Raw genomic sequence first — 17,233 nt, 5'->3', positions numbered from 1 at the left:
ACTTATAAAAAAAGGGCAAACTTATTGTTTGCCCTTCGTTTTTTATAAGTTGCCTTCTTGCGTATCGACATGCTCTTGCTTATGGTGCGCAGCAATTTCATCAGCAAGCTCTTGCCTTGAACGTTTTTCAGTTAACTTACGCTCAGTCAGCCAATAAAAGAACAGCGGTACAAAGAACACTGCGAGGAAGGTAGCCGCCATCATGCCGCCCATTACGCCTGTACCAACGCTGTGACGGGCTCCAGCACCCGCACCTGAGCTTAACACCAATGGTACAACCCCCAATATAAAGGCTAATGAGGTCATAATAATGGGTCTAAAACGTAAGCGAGCTGCTTCCAATGCAGCAGTACTTGCGCTCCACCCTTGTTGATGTTTCATTAGCGCATACTCAACGATTAATATGGCATTTTTACTCGCTAAACCGAGTAGGGTGACTAAGCCAATTTGGAAGTAAACGTCGTTAGTCATGCCTACCAGCCAAACAGCAATCAATGCACCAAACGTACCAAAGGGTAATGCTAGCATCACTGAGAGCGGTAATGACCAACGTTCATACAATGCTGCCAGAATTAAAAACACCATGATCACAGCAAGCCCTAGTGCAATACCCGTTGTCCCTGAACTGCGTTTTTCTTGGTACGCAGACCCTGTCCATTCGTAGGTCATGTTCGGGGGGAGCACTGCGTTTGCGATCCGTTCTACTTCGGCAATTGCTTGGCCTGAGCTATAACCTGGTGCTGCATTACCCATTAGTTTTACGGCTGGTAAGTTATTGTAGCGGTTTAAGTTCTCAGGGCCTCGGCTGTACTCAATTGTTGTAAACGCTGACAAGGGCACCATATTGCCTAGGTTGTTTTTAACATAGATACGTTTGATGTCATCAGGTTTCATTCTAAATTCAGCATCCGCAGACATAAGCACTTGCCATGCACGGCCAAACTTATTGAAGTCGTTTACATAATAGGTGCCTAGGTTACCAGCCAGTGCGGTAAAGGCATCGTCTATTTCAACCCCCATTGCACGAGCTTGCTCGCGGTCAACATCAACACGCAGTTGCGGGGCATCTGGGCGCCACAGAGTTTGAAGGCCACTAATGATAGGGCTCTTTTGTGCTTCTGCTGTCATTAACTGCATCGCTTGTTGCAGTTTATCAGGGTCACTGTCACCTTTGTTTTGAATATAAAACTCAAAACCCCCTGTATTTCCCAGACCAAAAATAGCGGGGGGATTAAAGGCAAGTACCAGCGCTTCTTTTATCCCTGCTGTTTTCATAAACAATTCTTGAACAAGCGCTTTCGTGTCGACCTCGCGTTCATCCCAATGTTTTTGAGTGACAAACAAGGTTGCAGCGCTGTTTTTATACCCGCCACCGATAAAGTCAAACCCCGTAAATGCCACGACGTTTTCGTTGGCAGGGTTTGATTGCACCGCTTTAACAACTTGTTGAGTAACGTGCTCTGTACGCTCAAGCGATGAACCATCGGGTAAGAAAATAGCCGAAATGTAATAGCCCTGATCTTCGTCTGGTACTAATGAACCGGGTGTGTTCTGCCACAGTCCAATTGTGGCAGCAATCATTGCTGTCATGAGTATTAAGCCGAGTAATCCACGACGAACCATAAATCCGACGGCACCGACATAACGGCTCGTAATTTTTGTGAAGGTTGCATTAAACCATAAGAAAAACCGCGCGGTTTGTTTATGCTCTTGTTTTAAGATTAGGACGCACAGTGCAGGTGTCATGGTTAGCGCAACTACGCCCGATAAGCTCACCGCAATAGAGATGGTGATCGCAAATTGACGGAACAATTCACCGGTTAAGCCGCCTAAAAATGCAATAGGCACAAACACAGAACACAGCACTAAAACGATTGCAACAACAGGGCCACTGACCTCACGCATTGCTTTAATTGCCGCTTCGCGTGCACTTAAGTGTTCTTCGTGCATAATACGCTCAACGTTTTCGAGTACCACAATGGCATCATCAACCACGATACCTATCGAGAGCACCATACCAAATAACGTCAATGAGTTAATCGAATAGCCAAGCATGTACATGCCGGCAAATGTTCCAAGCAGAGACACAGGCACAGCAAGGGTGGGGATTAATGTTGCGCGCCAGTTTTGCAAAAATAAATACACCACTAAAAATACCAATACCATGGCTTCGAGCAGTGTTTTAACAACTTCACGAATAGAGACTTCAACAAAGCGTGTCGTGTCGTAAGAAGTTAAATGTGAGAGACCGGTTGGAAACTGGCTTTTCATCTCTTCGATTACAGTATTTACTTCGTCTGCGACATCAAGTGCATTCGCGCCGGGTTGTAAGAAAATACCCAACAGGACCGCTTCTTTACCGTTGATTGTGCCTTTAAAGTTGTAATCTTTGGACCCGAGCTCAACACGCGCGACATCCTTTAAGCGTAAGCTACTGCCATCTGGGTTTGAACGAATAATAATGTTTTCAAACTGTTCAGGCTCAGAGAGTCGGCCTTGTGCCGTTACACTATAAACAAGCTCTTGTGGTGAGGATGCAGTGGGGGTAGCGCCAATTTTACCTGCGGCATATTGGGAGTTTTGAACGCGAATCGCTCCGGCCACCTCTTCGACAGTCACGCCTAATTGACTCATAACATCAGGACGCAACCAAATGCGCATAGCGTAGTCCTTGGCACCAAAAATCTGCACACTCGTAGTGCCAGGAATACGTTTTACACGGTCTAGCACGTTCATGGTGACATAGTTTGATGTCCATAAACTTGAGCGAGAACCATCCGGTGAATAAAAGGCATGCACTTGTAAAAAGCTGGATGAGCCTTTTTGAACAACCACACCTTGACGGCGTGTTTCTTCTGGTAAACGCGCTTCAACTTGTTTAACACGGTTGTTCACATTTACTGCGGCTTGGTCTACGTCTGTGCCAATTTCAAATGTGACTTCAATAGTAGTTGAACCTGCACTCGTCGAGGTTGATGACATATACATCATGCCTTCAACACCGGTGATCGCATTTTCAATTGGGGCAGCAACTGTTTGCTCAAGTACGTCTGCAGACGCACCTGGGTATGCAGCTGTTACTTGAACGACTGGGGGCGCAATTTCAGGGTATTGGGCAATGGGTAAACTGCGCATGGCAGCAAGACCTGCCAATACGATGACAATAGATATAACAAACGCAAAAATAGGTCTGTCTATAAAATAACGAGAAAACATAAGACTCCCTGTGTTTATTCTGCGTGGTTTGAATTTGCAGCCGATTGGCCAACATTCACTGGCATACCAGGGAAGAAAATACGCGCCATTCCATCAACTATCACGTTATCGCCTTCTTTAAGGCCACTTTTAATCAGCCAAAAGTTCTGATATTGCTCGTTATTTGGTTGTTTAACCCATTCTCCTACCGTTACGGGAGCCGGCAGGGCAACATCCATGCCTTGCTCATTTTTACTGACAACGTACACAAACTTACCGGTGCCGTTATCCAGTACAGCACGCTGTGGCACAATGATCGCATTTTTACGCACGGCACCACTTAACTCAATACGGACGAATTGACCAGGACGTAATTGAAAATCAGGGTTTGGAATAATCGCTTGAAATTCACTGGTGCCTGTATTTGGGTTAATACGCACATCTGAGAAGTTAACTTCACCTGTTTTGCCGTACACAGAGCCGTCTTGAAGTTTAATTTTTGTTTGCCAATGGCCTTGTTCAGGTAAGGTCAGAGAGCCATTTTGAACATCTTGACGCATTTGTAACTGCTCTCGCTCAGATAAACCAAAGCGGATACGGATTGGATCAAATTGTGTCATTTGTGTAAGCAATAAATCAGGCCCCGATACAAAGGTCCCTTCTGAGACAAATTCACGACCCATTACACCGGCAACCGGGGCTTTAACTTGTGCATATTCAAGGTTCAACTGCGCTTGTTTTAGGGCAACTTTCGCCGCCTCGAGATCTGTTTTTGCAATGTCGTAGGCTGAACTCGCATTATCGTAATCGCGTTGCGACACAGATTTTTCTGCGCGTAATTTAGCTAAACGTTTTACATCTCTGTTAGCTTGTACTAACGCTGCATTGGCTCCATCAAGTGCAGCTTGAGCACGGTCAACCGCTAATTGATAAGGTTCAAGGTCGATAGTAAATAAAGAGTGACCTTGTTCAACACGTTGACCTTCTTCAAAATTACGTGATTCAAGAATTCCCGCAACGCGAGCACGAACTTCGACTTCTTTTGAACCAGACAACGTAGCAGGTAATTCGATAGTAAAGGGGGCATCTTGCGGTGTCATTGTCATAGTTGCTACCGCGGCAGGGTGCATTTGACCCTGTTGCTGCTGAGGTGCTTCTGAGCAACCTTGTAATAGTAAAGGTGCAGTTACAAAAAACAACGCAGATAATGATAATTTGGCAGACGCGAAAGGCAGGCGCATGTTTACTCCACAGTCCAATTGTTAAGTAGGTAAGCATAGAAAATAGCCTATACACTATCGAAAGGCGATACTATGCAGAAATTAAGCGCGTTTAGTTTATACCCAAATTAGCGAAAGGTACACCCTTTAGTTTACTTTTTACAGGTGCGATAAGCAGAGAATTAAATGCTATCTTCACAAAGAGATAGCGCACATACAGTGTACTCTAATTGCGGGTTAGTGTTTAAATAATTTAGCCAGTTCATCCATACCAATTTGCTTAACGAAGTGAGCTATTTTGAGGCGATAAACGTCGTTGCTAACGAGGCAAAATAGTCGTTATTTAGGTGTTCTCGGCAATTGCTCCTACATTGCTCTATCTCCTGCATCCATGCAGGCGTAAATCAGACGTGTTAGCGCAGATAGCGACAGGTCAATCCCTCAGAATGATTCAGTATTATGACAGATTGGTATAATTGTATTGACTTGATAGTCTGGTTTTTTGCCTGTCGGCACAGTGGCTCACAGGAGGCTATATTAAGTTGTTTTGTAGTTTAGCAACTCGTAAAAACAGACTTTGTATGAGTTTATGAAATCTTTGTTTACGTGAGGAACAAAAATTTAACAAATACGCTTGTATTTATAATGAAAACTCGTACCCTAAAGTAATAAAAATAATAAAGGTGAGTTAGGGATGACGAAACACATTGGGGTAACATCAACGTTTGCTGAAATATCTAATAAACTAAGGCGCTTTGTATCTCGCATTGTGAGCCCAGATGATGTCGAAGACATAGTGCAAGAAACCTTTATTAAAAGTTATGAGGCTGATCTCAAGCAAAATATTGAATTTACGCACAGTTATATGCTTAAAACAGCGAAGCACTTAGCACTTAATCATATAGCTAAATGGGATAATAAATACAAAGATTCATTGGATGAACAGCAGCAAGTTGAACGTCATATGCGCACAATGGCGTTGGAAGATGAAGTCACCTCTAAAGAGCGATTTTTGTTCTTTTGCCGTGTAACAAATGAATTGAGCCCACAAGTTAAAAAGTGTTTTATCCTTAAAAAAGTATATGGTTTGAGCCAAAAGGAAATTGCCAAAGAAATGAACCTAAGTACGAGCACTGTTGAAAAACATATCGCTAAAGGATTGTTACATGCGCACCGTGCGATGAAAGCCCACGATATTCAACAAAACAATTACCCTGAAACAAACACATTTACAGCCAAAGAGGTGAATAAATGAGTAATGTTCACCCATTTACCTCACACGACATGATTCAAGCGCAGGCAAGCCGTTGGATAAGCGCGATTGACCGTGGCTTGTCAGATGAAGAAGTTAAACAATTACAAGTTTGGGCAAGTCAAAGCCGAGCGCATCAGGATGCATTGTTTGAGTTAGCACAATTATGGGATGAAATGAGTGTGCTAAATGAATTAAGCAGCTTGTTTCCACATAAAGCGCCTACAAAACAAAGTACTTCATTTGGGATGGCTACCGCTGCGAGCTTTTTAGTGGTGATGCTACTTGGTTGCATCATCTTAATCTATTCAAGCTATTGGCATTCAGCTGAAAACGATCATGCTAAATTTACAAAAATTTACCGAACAAAAGTCGGCGAACAAGCCACCTTTGTCCTGCCAGACAGTACTATTGTTCAGTTAAATACCAACACAAATCTTGAAGTTGCATACACAGGTAATCGTCGCCAACTCATTTTGAATCGAGGTGAAGGACGATTTAATGTTGCAAAAGATGCGAGTCGTCCATTCACTGTGATAGCGGGTGATAAATCGTTTACGGCATTAGGCACTGTGTTTAACGTGCAGCGGAACACGGCATCAGATCTAGAACTCGTTGTAACAGAAGGCAAAGTGATGATTGCCGACCCCAGTACTCAGGTTGATGCCACTGATTTTAATCGTCTTAAAGATGCAACAGACACCAGCAACGATATTAAAAAACTTAAAGCGAATGTTGTTGTTTCAGGTGAAAAAGCATTGATTAAACACAGTAAAACAGAGCCAATAAAACAATTATCAGCAGATGATGTGCAACGTGATTTAGCGTGGCAACATGGCATGCTTATTTTTAATGGTGAGCCTCTCAGCGACGCATTACAGGAAGTGAGTCGATACACCGCAACACGCTTTGAACTCCTTGACCCTGAACTCTCAACATTGAAAGTGGCGGGAGTATTTAAAGCTGGCGACATTAAAGGCTTACTTGATTCTTTGGCCGCTAACTTAGCTGTTGAACATCAACGATTAGGTGAACATCGTGTTACTTTGACCTTAGCGACTAAAAGTTAATATTGCCTATGAGAGCACACTTATTTCATGCAGTTAATGGTGCAGACGCTGCTTGTCATAAAAAATTAAACACAAAAAAATTAAATTTATGTAGTGGATTTTTCTTTCTCAACTGTTTGGTTAAGTTGCGCAGTAAACATGTGTATTTGTTACCAGCGGCCTGTTTTGTTTATGGACTGAATGTAAGTCAAACAGTCATCGCTGCTGAAAAACAAATGCTGCAATTTGATATTAAAGCGCAACGAGCTGATTTGGCTTTGATTGAATTTGCAAAGCAAACCGACCAAACAGTCATATTTTCGTTCGATTTAGCAAAGCAATATCAATCGCAATCTGTGTTTGGTTTTTACACCAAATTAGATGCGTTAGATGCCATGCTAAAAGGCACTGAGCTCGATGCGGTTGTTGATCAAAATGGTTTACTGAGTATAAAACTCAAACAAATCAATAGGAAAGATAACAACATGAAAAACCTTTCAGGGATCAGCGCTGCAGTCGTGCCGTTACTGCTTGCTTCGAATACACAGGCGGTAGCTGCTGATCAAGCTGCACAGGAAAATATTGAGAAAATAGCTGTCGTGGGTAGCCGTGTCGCAGGGCGTTCAGTTGAAGATTTACCTGTACCGGTAGATATTTTAAGCGCAGAAGCACTGGAAAATACAGGTCAAACTGAGGTTGGCCGTATGTTGCAAGCCATTGCGCCTTCATTTAACTTTTCCAGCTCGTCTATCAGCGATGGTACAGATGCGTTAAGACCAGCAACATTGCGCGGTTTAGGGCCCGATCAAACGTTAGTTCTGATTAATGGTAAGCGCCGTCACCAGGCAAGTATTATTCATATCAATACCTCTGTTGGTCGTGGTACGGCCGGTACAGACATGAATGCGATTCCCGCTGCATCCATCAAACGTATTGAAGTCTTGCGTGATGGTGCCGCAGCACAATATGGTTCAGATGCGATTGCGGGCGTTATCAACATCGTATTAAAAGACGCAGAAGAAGGCGGTAAAGCGGCGATTAATTATGGTGAGTACTCAGAGGGCGATGGCGAAACAGTTAATATCGATTTTAATAAAGGGTTTGCGTTAGGCGACGAAGGGTATTTAAATACGACGATTAATTATCGAGATCGTGCGCCAACAAACCGTGCAGGCTTACATGGTTCATGTCAATTTTATGGCTGTACTGAGCTTGAAGATGGCACATTACTCGCGGGCGATCCTCGTGAGCTAACAGCCCCGCGCGATACTTTTAGAATTGGTGATGCAGATTCACAGCAATTTGCCCTTACAGTTAATACAGGCTATGAACTTGCTGGTGGTGAGCTTTATGGTTTTATTACTTATTCGAACCGTGAAAATGAATCAGCTGCATTCTTCCGTCATAATGCCAATGCAAGTGGTAACCCTGTTTTACAAGATGGCGATGCAACCATTCCTATGGGGTTTCTACCAAAAATTAACACAGTAATCGATGACGTGTCCTACAATGTTGGTTTCAAAAAATCATTTGATAATGACGCGAGTATTGATTTGTCATACACCTATGGCGAAAACAGCATCGATTACACCACAAGCGATACGATTAATGGCTCGTATGCTAATTACCTTCGTTATGAGCAAGGCTTAACGGCTGACGAAATTCGAACTACGATCCCGCGCTCGGCGTATGCCTATGGTCTTGAGTTATCACTACAAACACTCAATCTTGACTACACCAAAGATTACGAGCACTTTTCGCTGGCGTTGGGTGCTGAGCTTCGTACCGATGAATTTCGCATCCTAGAGGGAAGTGAGTATGCGTATCGTGATTACGATACAGTTGATGGGGTAAGTATTTATGCAGGCCTTAATGACGGCATAGGAAGTGTTGATGCTGCAAGTGGTGCTCAAGGGTTTGGTGGGTCCGATCCGGCCTCGTCAGTGGATGAGTCACGCGATGTAATTTCATTTTATTTAGACGCCGAAACGTATGTAATTGATGATGTGATTATCTCAGGTGCACTTCGTTACGATAACTATAAAGGTTTTGGCGATACCGTTAACTTTAAACTGGCGGGTAACTGGTCAATCACTGAAGATGTTTCGTTACGTGGGGCTGTGAGTACAGGATTCAGAGCGCCTTCAATGCAGCAGTTGTACTTTAATAACGTAAGCACACAGTTTGTTGTTGGACCAAATGGTGACTTAATTGCAGAGCAAGTGGGCACCTTTAGAAACGACAGTACGCTGGCGCAATCTATTGGTATTCCTAAACTTAAAGAAGAGAAATCGCAAAATCGTAGTTTAGGGATTGTTTACAACGTCACAGATAACATCAACCTGACTATTGACTACTATGCGATTGATATCGATGACCGTATTGTGATCAGTAATCGTTTAGGGAAAGGATTATCCGAGACATTAGATGCAGCGTTAGAAAGCGCTGGCGCGGGAGCTGGACAGTTCTTCTTAAATGGCGCTGATACAGAAACCGAAGGGGTTGATTTAGTCGCAACGTGGAATACCGAGGGCCTTGGTGGAACACTTGATTTTACTTTTGCTGCTAACTTTACAAAAACGGATGTCGTTGATTTATTCACCCCTGCAGGCAGTGGGCTTGAAACGATTCCGGTTGAAGATGTGTTTTCTGCGCAAGAAACATCGATTATTGAAGAGTGGCAACCCGAAGACCGCATTAACTTAAGTGCACTTTACCGACTAGAAGACTGGACGGTCAATTTATCACTTAATCGTTACGGTGAGTACACGGTAGAAGATGGAGGTCGCCAAACGTATGGCGCTGAAATCTTAACTGACGTAAAAGTTAACTACTTCTTTAACGAAAATCTGTCGTTTAATATTGGTGCAAACAACTTATTTGATGTTTACCCCGATAAGAATACCATTGGTAATTCGCGTTCGGGTACCATTGTTGATGCAAATGGAAACACTATTGTTTCAAGCCCGGGTGTGTTCACTTATTCACGTCGCTCAGCACCCTTTGGCTTTAACGGTGCGTACTACTACGTAGGCGCAGAATATAAGTTCTAAAAATCCTATCGATTCCTTTATTATTTAACCTTCAAAGGGCCGTTAGGCCCTTTTTTAGTTATAGAGACGTGCTTATAGAGATTGGAACATCTTGATATTGTTTTATTTTATCAAGCAAGGTGACTAAGGTTTTGTGGCTGCTTTGCTCACTTGCAGTTACTTGCACCTGTGTCATTTCAAACTGTGCGGCAAATAACGCGAGGTTAGCTATAATTTGCTCTGGTGTTATAAGTCGGTTTGCAAAGTAAATACTGTCGTTTTCAGTAATAGTAAATTGCGCTTGTTTTTTTGGGTTTTCAAGAGTTGGTTTTGCTAAAGGGCGATTGACTTCTATAGCGCGCTCTTTAACAAATGAGGTTGTAACGATAAAAAATATCAGCAATATAAATACAATATCGAGCATCGGGGTCATATCTACATCAGCGTTTGCAGTGGTTTTTTTAGGTTGTTTCACCATAATTAGGTCCTTGTTGTTTTTGACCAAGCCACAAAATTTACGATTAAGTGGACTAGCCATAGTCGTGTTAAGAACACGGATTATTTTTAAAATGCTGGGCGCCACAGCCATTTTTCGGATCCTAAATTTAAAGTTAGCAGCTTTTAAAAATACTGTAGTTAAATAAATATTCTAAGTTTATTAAATGTTTGTAGCGTTTTTGTTGGTAAAAATATTTATTAACTTTGATGAAATCATTTCGAGGTTTGTCAGGTCATTGTTGTTGGAACTAAGTTTAAAGGATGGATAAATGCTAAAAATTAAGTCTTTAGTTTGTGCTATGTGCCTTGTTTTACCGACAGCAAGTTTTGCTGAGCAATCAGTTAACGGGCAAGATTTCATAAATTTATTTGAGAAGCTTTCAGGTAAGCAGCCCGGAATTAGAAAAGGTCACGCCAAAGGTGTATGCGCTGTGGGCACATTTACACCTAATCAAGCAGCAAAACAGTATTCAATCAGTCCTTTATTTAACGCACCGTCAAAAGCAAATATTCGTTTTTCTATGGGTGGGGGTAACCCTAATGCTGATGAAACATCACGTTCTCCGCGAGGAATAGGGGTGCAGTTTGTGCTAGAAAATGGGGATGTGCACAATATTGCAGGGCTAACTACGCCAGTATTTGCAGGTAACAGCCCTGAAGCATTTTTTGGTTTGCTAAGTACCTTAGTACCTGACGAAAAAACAGGTGAAATCGATTTTGCAAAAGTGAAAGCATACAGAGAGCAAAACCCGAGTACGTTAGGACAATTTAATTGGCTACAAAGCCATAACCCGCCAGCATCGTATGTGTCTTCACGTTATTTTGGTGTGCATACCTTTTACATGGTTGATGAAAAGGGCACTAAGCAAGCTTTTAGATGGACCATGGTGCCAGAAGCGCAAGAACAAGTACTAACTGAAGAACAAATGAAAGCATTACCTAAATCATTTCTTGCTAAGCGACTTGAAGAGGATTTAGCGAAAGGGAAAGTTCATTACCGTTTTCAAGCTGAATTAGCCGAGCCGGGTGATGCATTAACGGATCCTTCAGTGCAATGGCCTGCTGATCGCAAAACAGTTAATTTAGGAAAGCTCACGATAGAATCCACGGGTGAATCAGGGTGTGATTTAACTAATTACGACCCAAATCTGCTTTCACAAGGCTTTATGCCAAGTGAAGATGAAGTGTTAAAGCTGCGCTCAACTGCTTATGCTATTTCATTTTCAAAACGTATTACTGGGCAATAACGTTCTTTAAATTTTCAATATGAAGCCCAGTTATGCTGGGCTTCATATGATTAGCAGTTAATGCTTTTTCATTTTACTCATTTCGGCATGACAGCTTTGAATAGTTAGCAGGGTTTTTGATAACGCTGCTTCACAGTCGTGGGGTTGAGGTTTTTTGAGCGCACTTTTTATTTCTGCGAGTGTTTTGTCTTCGACTTCTTCAAGCTCACTGACGTAGGTTGCATCTTTGTCTGCACCGAGTTTAGTGATTAAAGATGTGTAAGCTTTACGAGCTTCTACCGCAAAGTCTGAGCCATTTTCACGGTGACCTGTTTGGTTGATGGCGTATGGCTGTAAACGTTCAATACTTACTTTACGGGCATCGATCATGCGCTGAAATAACGCGACGATACTGGGGTCTGAAACTTTTTCCTGTGCTTTTTCATAAAAATCGATACCACTATTCATAACTTGAATGATATCTGCAATATGATGAACGTCATGTCCTTGATGTGTTTGCATAATGACCTCTCTAATAATATAGACTGAATTAAAACAATGCTCTCTACATGAAGCAAAGCATGTTCCAATCCCTAACATAAAAGTATTATCATTAATAATCAGAGTGTTACATTTTTATTTTGAGATAAAGAGAGTTTGGTACGCCCATATAAAAAGGCGTACCAGCAATAATTACAGGTTAATAGGTAAAATATTACTTAAGCTCATTGGCCACTTCAGCTACTTTTTGTCTAAGCCAAATATGGCTGGCATCACGGTGTAAAAGAGGGCTCCAAATCATGTCGAGTTCAAAAGGCGGAATAGGGAAAGGTGGCTCAAGAATTTTTAATCCCGGATCATCTAAATAAATATTCGCCGCTTTTGATGGCAGTGTGGCCACTAAATTCTGCTCTTTAGCCAGGTGAATGGCGACATGATAGTTTCGAGTAAAGGTTGCAATATTCCGGTGCTTACCAAAATGAGCAAGCGCTTCGTCTACCCAACCTAACTTTTGGACATCTTTTGGATCCATACCTACGCCAACACCAAAACCTGTTTTACTTACCCAAATATGGCGCGCTTTTAAGTAACTATCGAGACTGAAGTCTTTAATAATAGGGTTGTCGGCTTTTACTAAGCAGCAAAAACTGTCTTTCCAAATTTGTTTGTAGTGAAACGATTGGGGTAAGTTTTCAAAGCGGTTAATTGCCATGTCGACCTTGCCGTTTTCAACGTCATGAAACGTAACGTCACTGGGGGTCAGGATATCAAGCGTGGTGTCAGGCGCTTCTTCGTGTAACTTACTAAGTAGTTTGGGCGCAAGGGTACTGGCCGCATAGTCACTGGCCATAATACGAAATACACGTTTGCTTTGAGATGCTTCAAATTCACGGTTAGGAGCGAGTGTTTCTTCTAACGTCATTAAAATACCGCGTATGACAGGTTGTAGCTCTTTAGCACGCTCTGTCGGCACCATCCCTTCACTGGTGCGTACCAAAATCGGATCATTAAATAAATTTCTCAGGCGCTTTAAACCGTTACTCATTGCGGGTTGTGTAATGCTTAACTGATTAGCCGCTTTGGTTACATTGCACTCTCTGAGTAATGTATCTAGGTAAACAAGTAAGTTTAAATCTATTTTACTTATATTCATTCTGTGTCCTTGGTGTTTACCAATAATGGATAAATCGTTGTGCAGCAGGGTAAGGGTAAATGTGGCTTACCACGCCTTGCTTAATATTATATTGAGCTTGTCGCCAATAAGCGGGGTCTTCAAGCTCTGGGTGTGTACTTAATAAATAGTGTTTGTACACAGGGTTAGCCGTAACAAAGGTGCACAATTGCTCAGGAAATACGTCTTGCGGTGCCACTGAATAACTTTGCTCATTCGTTAAGTAGTCATCGTATGACTTGGCTTTTGGTAAGGCACGAAAGTTCATATCAGTTAAATATTGCACTTCATCGTAGTCATAAAAAATAACGCGGTTATGCTTACTTACCCCAAAGTTTTTCAATAGCATGTCGCCTGGAAATATATTCACGGCTATCATTTCTTTTAATGCTTGACCATATTCTTCAATGGCTTCAAATGCTTGTTGTTCACTGGCATTTTCAAGGTATATGTTTAATGGTGTCATGCGCCGCTCAATATATAAGTGTTTTATGATCAGCCAGTCACCTTCAATAATCATTGAAGAGCCGATTGTTTTATGCAGCTCTGCTAACAATTTACTATCAAAACGACTCAGAGGAAATACGACGTTAGAATACTCTATAGTATCGGCCATGCGTCCGACACGATCATGACTTTTAACTAATTGATAGCGTTTAAGCACGGTATCGCGCCCAAACGGTTTGCTTTCGCCAAAGGTGTCTTTAATCACTTTAAACACATAGCCAAAGGATGGCAGAGTAAATACCATCATCACCATACCCGGTGTGCCAGGGGCAATAACTAATTGATCGTTTGAGTTATTTAAATGCTGTAAGAACTCACGATAAAACTCGGTTTTACCTTGCTTATGAAAGCCAATTGCATTGTAAAGCTCTGCCAATGTTTTGTTGGGCATTAATTGATTTAAAAAACGAACTAATGCAGAAGGAGCATGCGTTTCAACCATAAAATAGGCGCGGGCAAAACCAAAGATAACCCGCATTTGTGATGATTTCGTCAGCAACGCATCAAGGTATAAGCCTTTATCCTCATGGTGTAAAACAGCAATGATAAAAGGTTGTACGCCACTTTCAGACACCACTCGGCCAACAATGTAAGCGGCTTTATTTCGGTAAAAAGGGGCTTGAAGGATATCAAAGCGCATGTGCCACGCTTGGTGGTGTGTATCGGGAGCTTGCTTATAAAACGCCTTAACCAACAATCGAATATCACGCTCAAGGTCCACAAAAGGGGCTTTGAAGTCAAATTGATTAATAATTTTACGTATTGTGGGTCTTAGCCCATCTACGACAGGAAAATAACTGCGATATTCAGCTTCCATTGGGAGGGCGGGAGCATCTGCGAGAGTGGCTTTTACAAATATAAAGTCGTTATTAAAATAGCGGCGGTGAAATAAGCGACAAAAAACGGAGTTATAGAAAGTTTCAGCCAGCTCGGCTTGTGGGTGAAAGCTTAAAAATTGTTGGTATATTTGTTTGGTTTCGAGCCAGCAAGTCTGATTGAGCTCAATAATTTGTTGTTCATTCAGCGATTTTAGCTTGGTAATGGTTTCGTTAACCCGATCATCATAATGGCTAATTCTGAGCTTACTAATTTCATTAATTTTTTGCCAATCTCGGTTGGCAAATGCGATAGGAGCTTTGGCTGTTATTGCTTGGAAGAGTTTATAGTGATTACGAAAGCCAGATAAAATTAACTCCGCAATATGTTGTGGCTGCATACAAACTCCTTCGAAACGGCTGAAATGTCGTGTTTAGAGCATTAACTCTATCCGTGTTAAGAATATGTTATTTATTAGTGAAACCCAATAGTAAAGTTAATTAATTATAGCGTGCTAATTTTTTTTCTAAGTCAGCCAGCTTTTTATTAGCCTTTTTTACGTCTCGTTGGTATTGCTTATTGATACTGTTTAGCTGCTTTTGTATGTCTTTGCTGATTTGCTTGCTTTGTGAATCAGACAAAATGCGGTTAAGCCGTTGCTCTTGTTGGTACTGCGCTCTATCACGTTCGCGACTTAAAATGTCTAAGCGATGTTTTTGACTACGAATTTCGGCTTCTAATCGCTTTATTATCTGTTCTCTTTCCAGTTCATTAAGTTGTTTAACATAATTATCAGGTGCTTGTATATCAGGATCAGTTACTGTAATGCGGTGTTTAGTTGCGCGATTCCCACAAGGAAATTGGCTAAATACGGTGCCTTTGTCAGTTACACATTTATAGTATTCCGCCGCTGTAAGTGCGGGAGAAAAGGTAATGAAAAGAGAGGAAAATAACGCGGTGATTGTGGCTTTCATGACATCCGTGTCCTTACTTTAATACGTGTTATTAAATATAATAAAGCCAGCTCGTATAGCAAATAATCAAAAGGGCTAAGGTGTATAGCGTTTTAGTTTTTTAATGCTTTGCACTAAAAAGGGTACATCAAGTCGCTGCTCTATTGCAAAGCCCTGAGCTGCAGAGATGTTTTTAAAATTACCATCCGAGTCAATTAAAGTAATTCTATCTTTCTTAAATGCAATAAACACATTTTGAGAGTAGTTTACGCCGGTATCATCATGGCGTTTATATAAATTACTGCCTAGCATGCTTTGTTTCGCGAGCGTTTGGCAATTTAAATAATGCCCAACACTGGTGGCTATTATGTCACTTGGTTGAATAAGCCCGTCTGTTTGCACAACTTTTTTATCTGAGCTGTACAGGCGAGACGTAGTCACAATGCCGTTGCTATGCTGAGCAAGGCTAAATGCGAAAACAGCGTGTGCATTATTACGCACTGTGGTTGTTTCATCTGCGCTGACAAGTCTTATTGATGAGTCTTCATTGGTTGAATTGATAAATTCAAATTGTTCGAAGCCCTCTACCTGTAATGAGCGAGATTCGCTTAACCAAACAGGCGACTGCTGTTTTTCAAATATAGGTGATTTGTAAAAAGCCGGTAAGCCATAAACAAGGCTAAATAACGTATCTTCAACTTCAATAGGTTGTAAGAATAAATCAGTTTTACGTAAATTTGGTTGAGTATTTACAAAGCTTTCAAGGGCGTCGTTGTTTGAAAATACTAAAATATCGATTTTTGCTGTAGTTTCATCAACACATTGTGCTGGAGGCGTCGGTGCTAAATAATCAATATTGTGCGGATCTAGCCTAACATCATGAGCTTCTTTATAGCTGTCAAGGTCAAGTAAATCGTTTTTAGCCAGCAGGCTTTTTGCAGTTGTTGGGTACGATAATGGCAGTACATTATCTTGCTTAGTAATATCAAATTTTAAATTAGCATCGGCCCAAATATGAATACTGTGACTAAGAGCAAAACACACTAAGATTGTGCTCGTAGCATAACGTGCGAATTTATACTGTTTTAAGCGTGCCAGATGATGCCAAGTGTAATTACTGACTAATAACTGGAAAGCTAAAATGAGTAGTACGATACCGCCCGCAAAAATAGTCGTGAGTGCAGGGGAGTCTGTAAGACGATGCCACAATAACGACACAATCTCAGGTAAAGCTGATGAATTCAAATGATAGCCTAGGTTGAAATAAACGTAGGCATCAAGTGTCAGCAGTGATGCACCAAAGGTCGCAATTACAGCGGCCATCCCCCGAATATGTCGAGGGTAAGGAAACACCAAACTCAGCGGAAATATCGTCAGAACAAAGGCAATAAACGTAATAAAGCTTGTGTGGCTTAACCAAGTTACAAAACATGTACAGGTAACCCACAAAAGTAGTGGGGGCACTGTCGGCAAATAAATAACTTAAGCTGATAAACAGCAGTAAACCTATATTTGCGAAGGTGAACCAATGGCCCCAACTAAGAAGCTGACTTACTTTTGATGAAAATTGACTTTGTTGCGATAAATTCATAAATCTTATTTAACCGACTGCGCTAATGCTTTGGCAAAGTTGTCGGCAACCGCTTGTCTTTTCTCTGAAGGTACATGCTCTTTTAAAATATGCGTGATAGAATTTCCTAAACACATAAGGCTTAAATCTACAGGCGCTTTATGCTCTGTAAGTACATCAATCAGCTGATCAACGATTTGTTCTACTTGCTCATTAGAATATTTTGATATGATAGGCATCAGT

At 41.5% G+C, this 17,233-nt stretch carries 12 protein-coding genes and 1 pseudogene; 4 read left to right on the top strand and 9 right to left on the bottom strand.

Annotated elements, in window-relative coordinates:
* Positions 1–42: 42 nt before the first annotated feature.
* Together IT970_RS08955 and IT970_RS08950 are read right to left on the bottom strand one after the other, a co-directional pair.
* Positions 43–3,216: an efflux RND transporter permease subunit gene (locus IT970_RS08955; RefSeq protein ID WP_036967904.1), complete on the bottom strand. Its 3,174-nt coding sequence runs from the start codon at positions 3,214–3,216 to the stop codon at positions 43–45.
* Positions 3,217–3,230: 14 nt separating this feature from the next.
* Entirely contained in the window at positions 3,231–4,436 is a 1,206-nt protein-coding gene (locus tag IT970_RS08950; protein WP_065978498.1) for an efflux RND transporter periplasmic adaptor subunit, read from the bottom strand.
* Positions 4,437–5,109: 673 nt separating this feature from the next.
* On the opposite strand from IT970_RS08950, the gene IT970_RS08945 reads away from it, so the two are divergent.
* The 3 genes from IT970_RS08945 to IT970_RS08935 all read left to right on the top strand — a co-directional run bounded on the left by IT970_RS08945 (position 5,110) and on the right by IT970_RS08935 (position 9,769).
* Positions 5,110–5,670 (top strand): RNA polymerase sigma factor, encoded by a 561-nt coding sequence (locus IT970_RS08945; RefSeq protein ID WP_074989402.1) that lies wholly within the window; start codon positions 5,110–5,112, stop codon positions 5,668–5,670.
* A complete protein-coding gene (locus tag IT970_RS08940) occupies positions 5,667–6,737 on the top strand; it encodes a FecR family protein (protein WP_196857231.1) in 1,071 nt (356 codons plus the stop codon). Before IT970_RS08945 ends, IT970_RS08940 begins: the two co-directional genes overlap by 4 nt.
* Before the next feature lie 125 nt (positions 6,738–6,862).
* Positions 6,863–9,769: a TonB-dependent receptor plug domain-containing protein gene (locus IT970_RS08935; protein WP_442960255.1), complete on the top strand. Its 2,907-nt coding sequence runs from the start codon at positions 6,863–6,865 to the stop codon at positions 9,767–9,769.
* Between the two features lie 58 nt (positions 9,770–9,827).
* Here IT970_RS08935 and IT970_RS08930 read toward each other — a convergent pair whose 3' ends face one another.
* Positions 9,828–10,226 (bottom strand): ExbD/TolR family protein, encoded by a 399-nt coding sequence (locus tag IT970_RS08930; RefSeq protein WP_036969180.1) that lies wholly within the window; start codon positions 10,224–10,226, stop codon positions 9,828–9,830.
* 289 nt (positions 10,227–10,515) lie between these two features.
* On the opposite strand from IT970_RS08930, the gene IT970_RS08925 reads away from it, so the two are divergent.
* Positions 10,516–11,493, top strand: coding sequence for a catalase family peroxidase (locus IT970_RS08925; RefSeq protein WP_051501756.1), 978 nt, complete (start codon positions 10,516–10,518; stop codon positions 11,491–11,493).
* A 57-nt stretch (positions 11,494–11,550) separates the two neighbouring features.
* Here IT970_RS08925 and IT970_RS08920 read toward each other — a convergent pair whose 3' ends face one another.
* From IT970_RS08920 to IT970_RS08895, 6 genes and pseudogenes are all read right to left on the bottom strand, one after another.
* Complete coding sequence (locus IT970_RS08920) at positions 11,551–11,994, bottom strand: ferritin-like domain-containing protein (protein WP_036967916.1); 444 nt, start codon at positions 11,992–11,994, stop codon at positions 11,551–11,553.
* A 193-nt stretch (positions 11,995–12,187) separates the two neighbouring features.
* Entirely contained in the window at positions 12,188–13,126 is a 939-nt protein-coding gene (locus IT970_RS08915; RefSeq protein ID WP_036967919.1) for a LysR family transcriptional regulator, read from the bottom strand.
* 16 nt (positions 13,127–13,142) lie between these two features.
* The gene (aceK, locus tag IT970_RS08910) at positions 13,143–14,867 is read right to left on the bottom strand and encodes a bifunctional isocitrate dehydrogenase kinase/phosphatase (RefSeq protein ID WP_196857229.1); all 1,725 of its coding nucleotides are present in this window, start codon (positions 14,865–14,867) and stop codon (positions 13,143–13,145) included.
* 100 nt (positions 14,868–14,967) lie between these two features.
* Positions 14,968–15,441 (bottom strand): DUF4124 domain-containing protein, encoded by a 474-nt coding sequence (locus IT970_RS08905; protein WP_036967925.1) that lies wholly within the window; start codon positions 15,439–15,441, stop codon positions 14,968–14,970.
* A gap of 75 nt (positions 15,442–15,516) precedes the next feature.
* Positions 15,517–17,011 (bottom strand): annotated as a pseudogene (locus IT970_RS08900) (DUF3413 domain-containing protein).
* A gap of 5 nt (positions 17,012–17,016) precedes the next feature.
* Entirely contained in the window at positions 17,017–17,229 is a 213-nt protein-coding gene (locus tag IT970_RS08895) for a DUF1414 domain-containing protein (RefSeq protein WP_036967930.1), read from the bottom strand.
* Positions 17,230–17,233 lie beyond the last annotated feature (4 nt).

The organism is Pseudoalteromonas sp. A41-2 (genome assembly GCF_015767615.1).
Lineage (GTDB): Bacteria > Pseudomonadota > Gammaproteobacteria > Enterobacterales > Alteromonadaceae > Pseudoalteromonas > Pseudoalteromonas lipolytica.
Note: the sequence above shows the minus strand (reverse complement) of the source record. Positions and strands in the feature narration are given on the sequence as shown.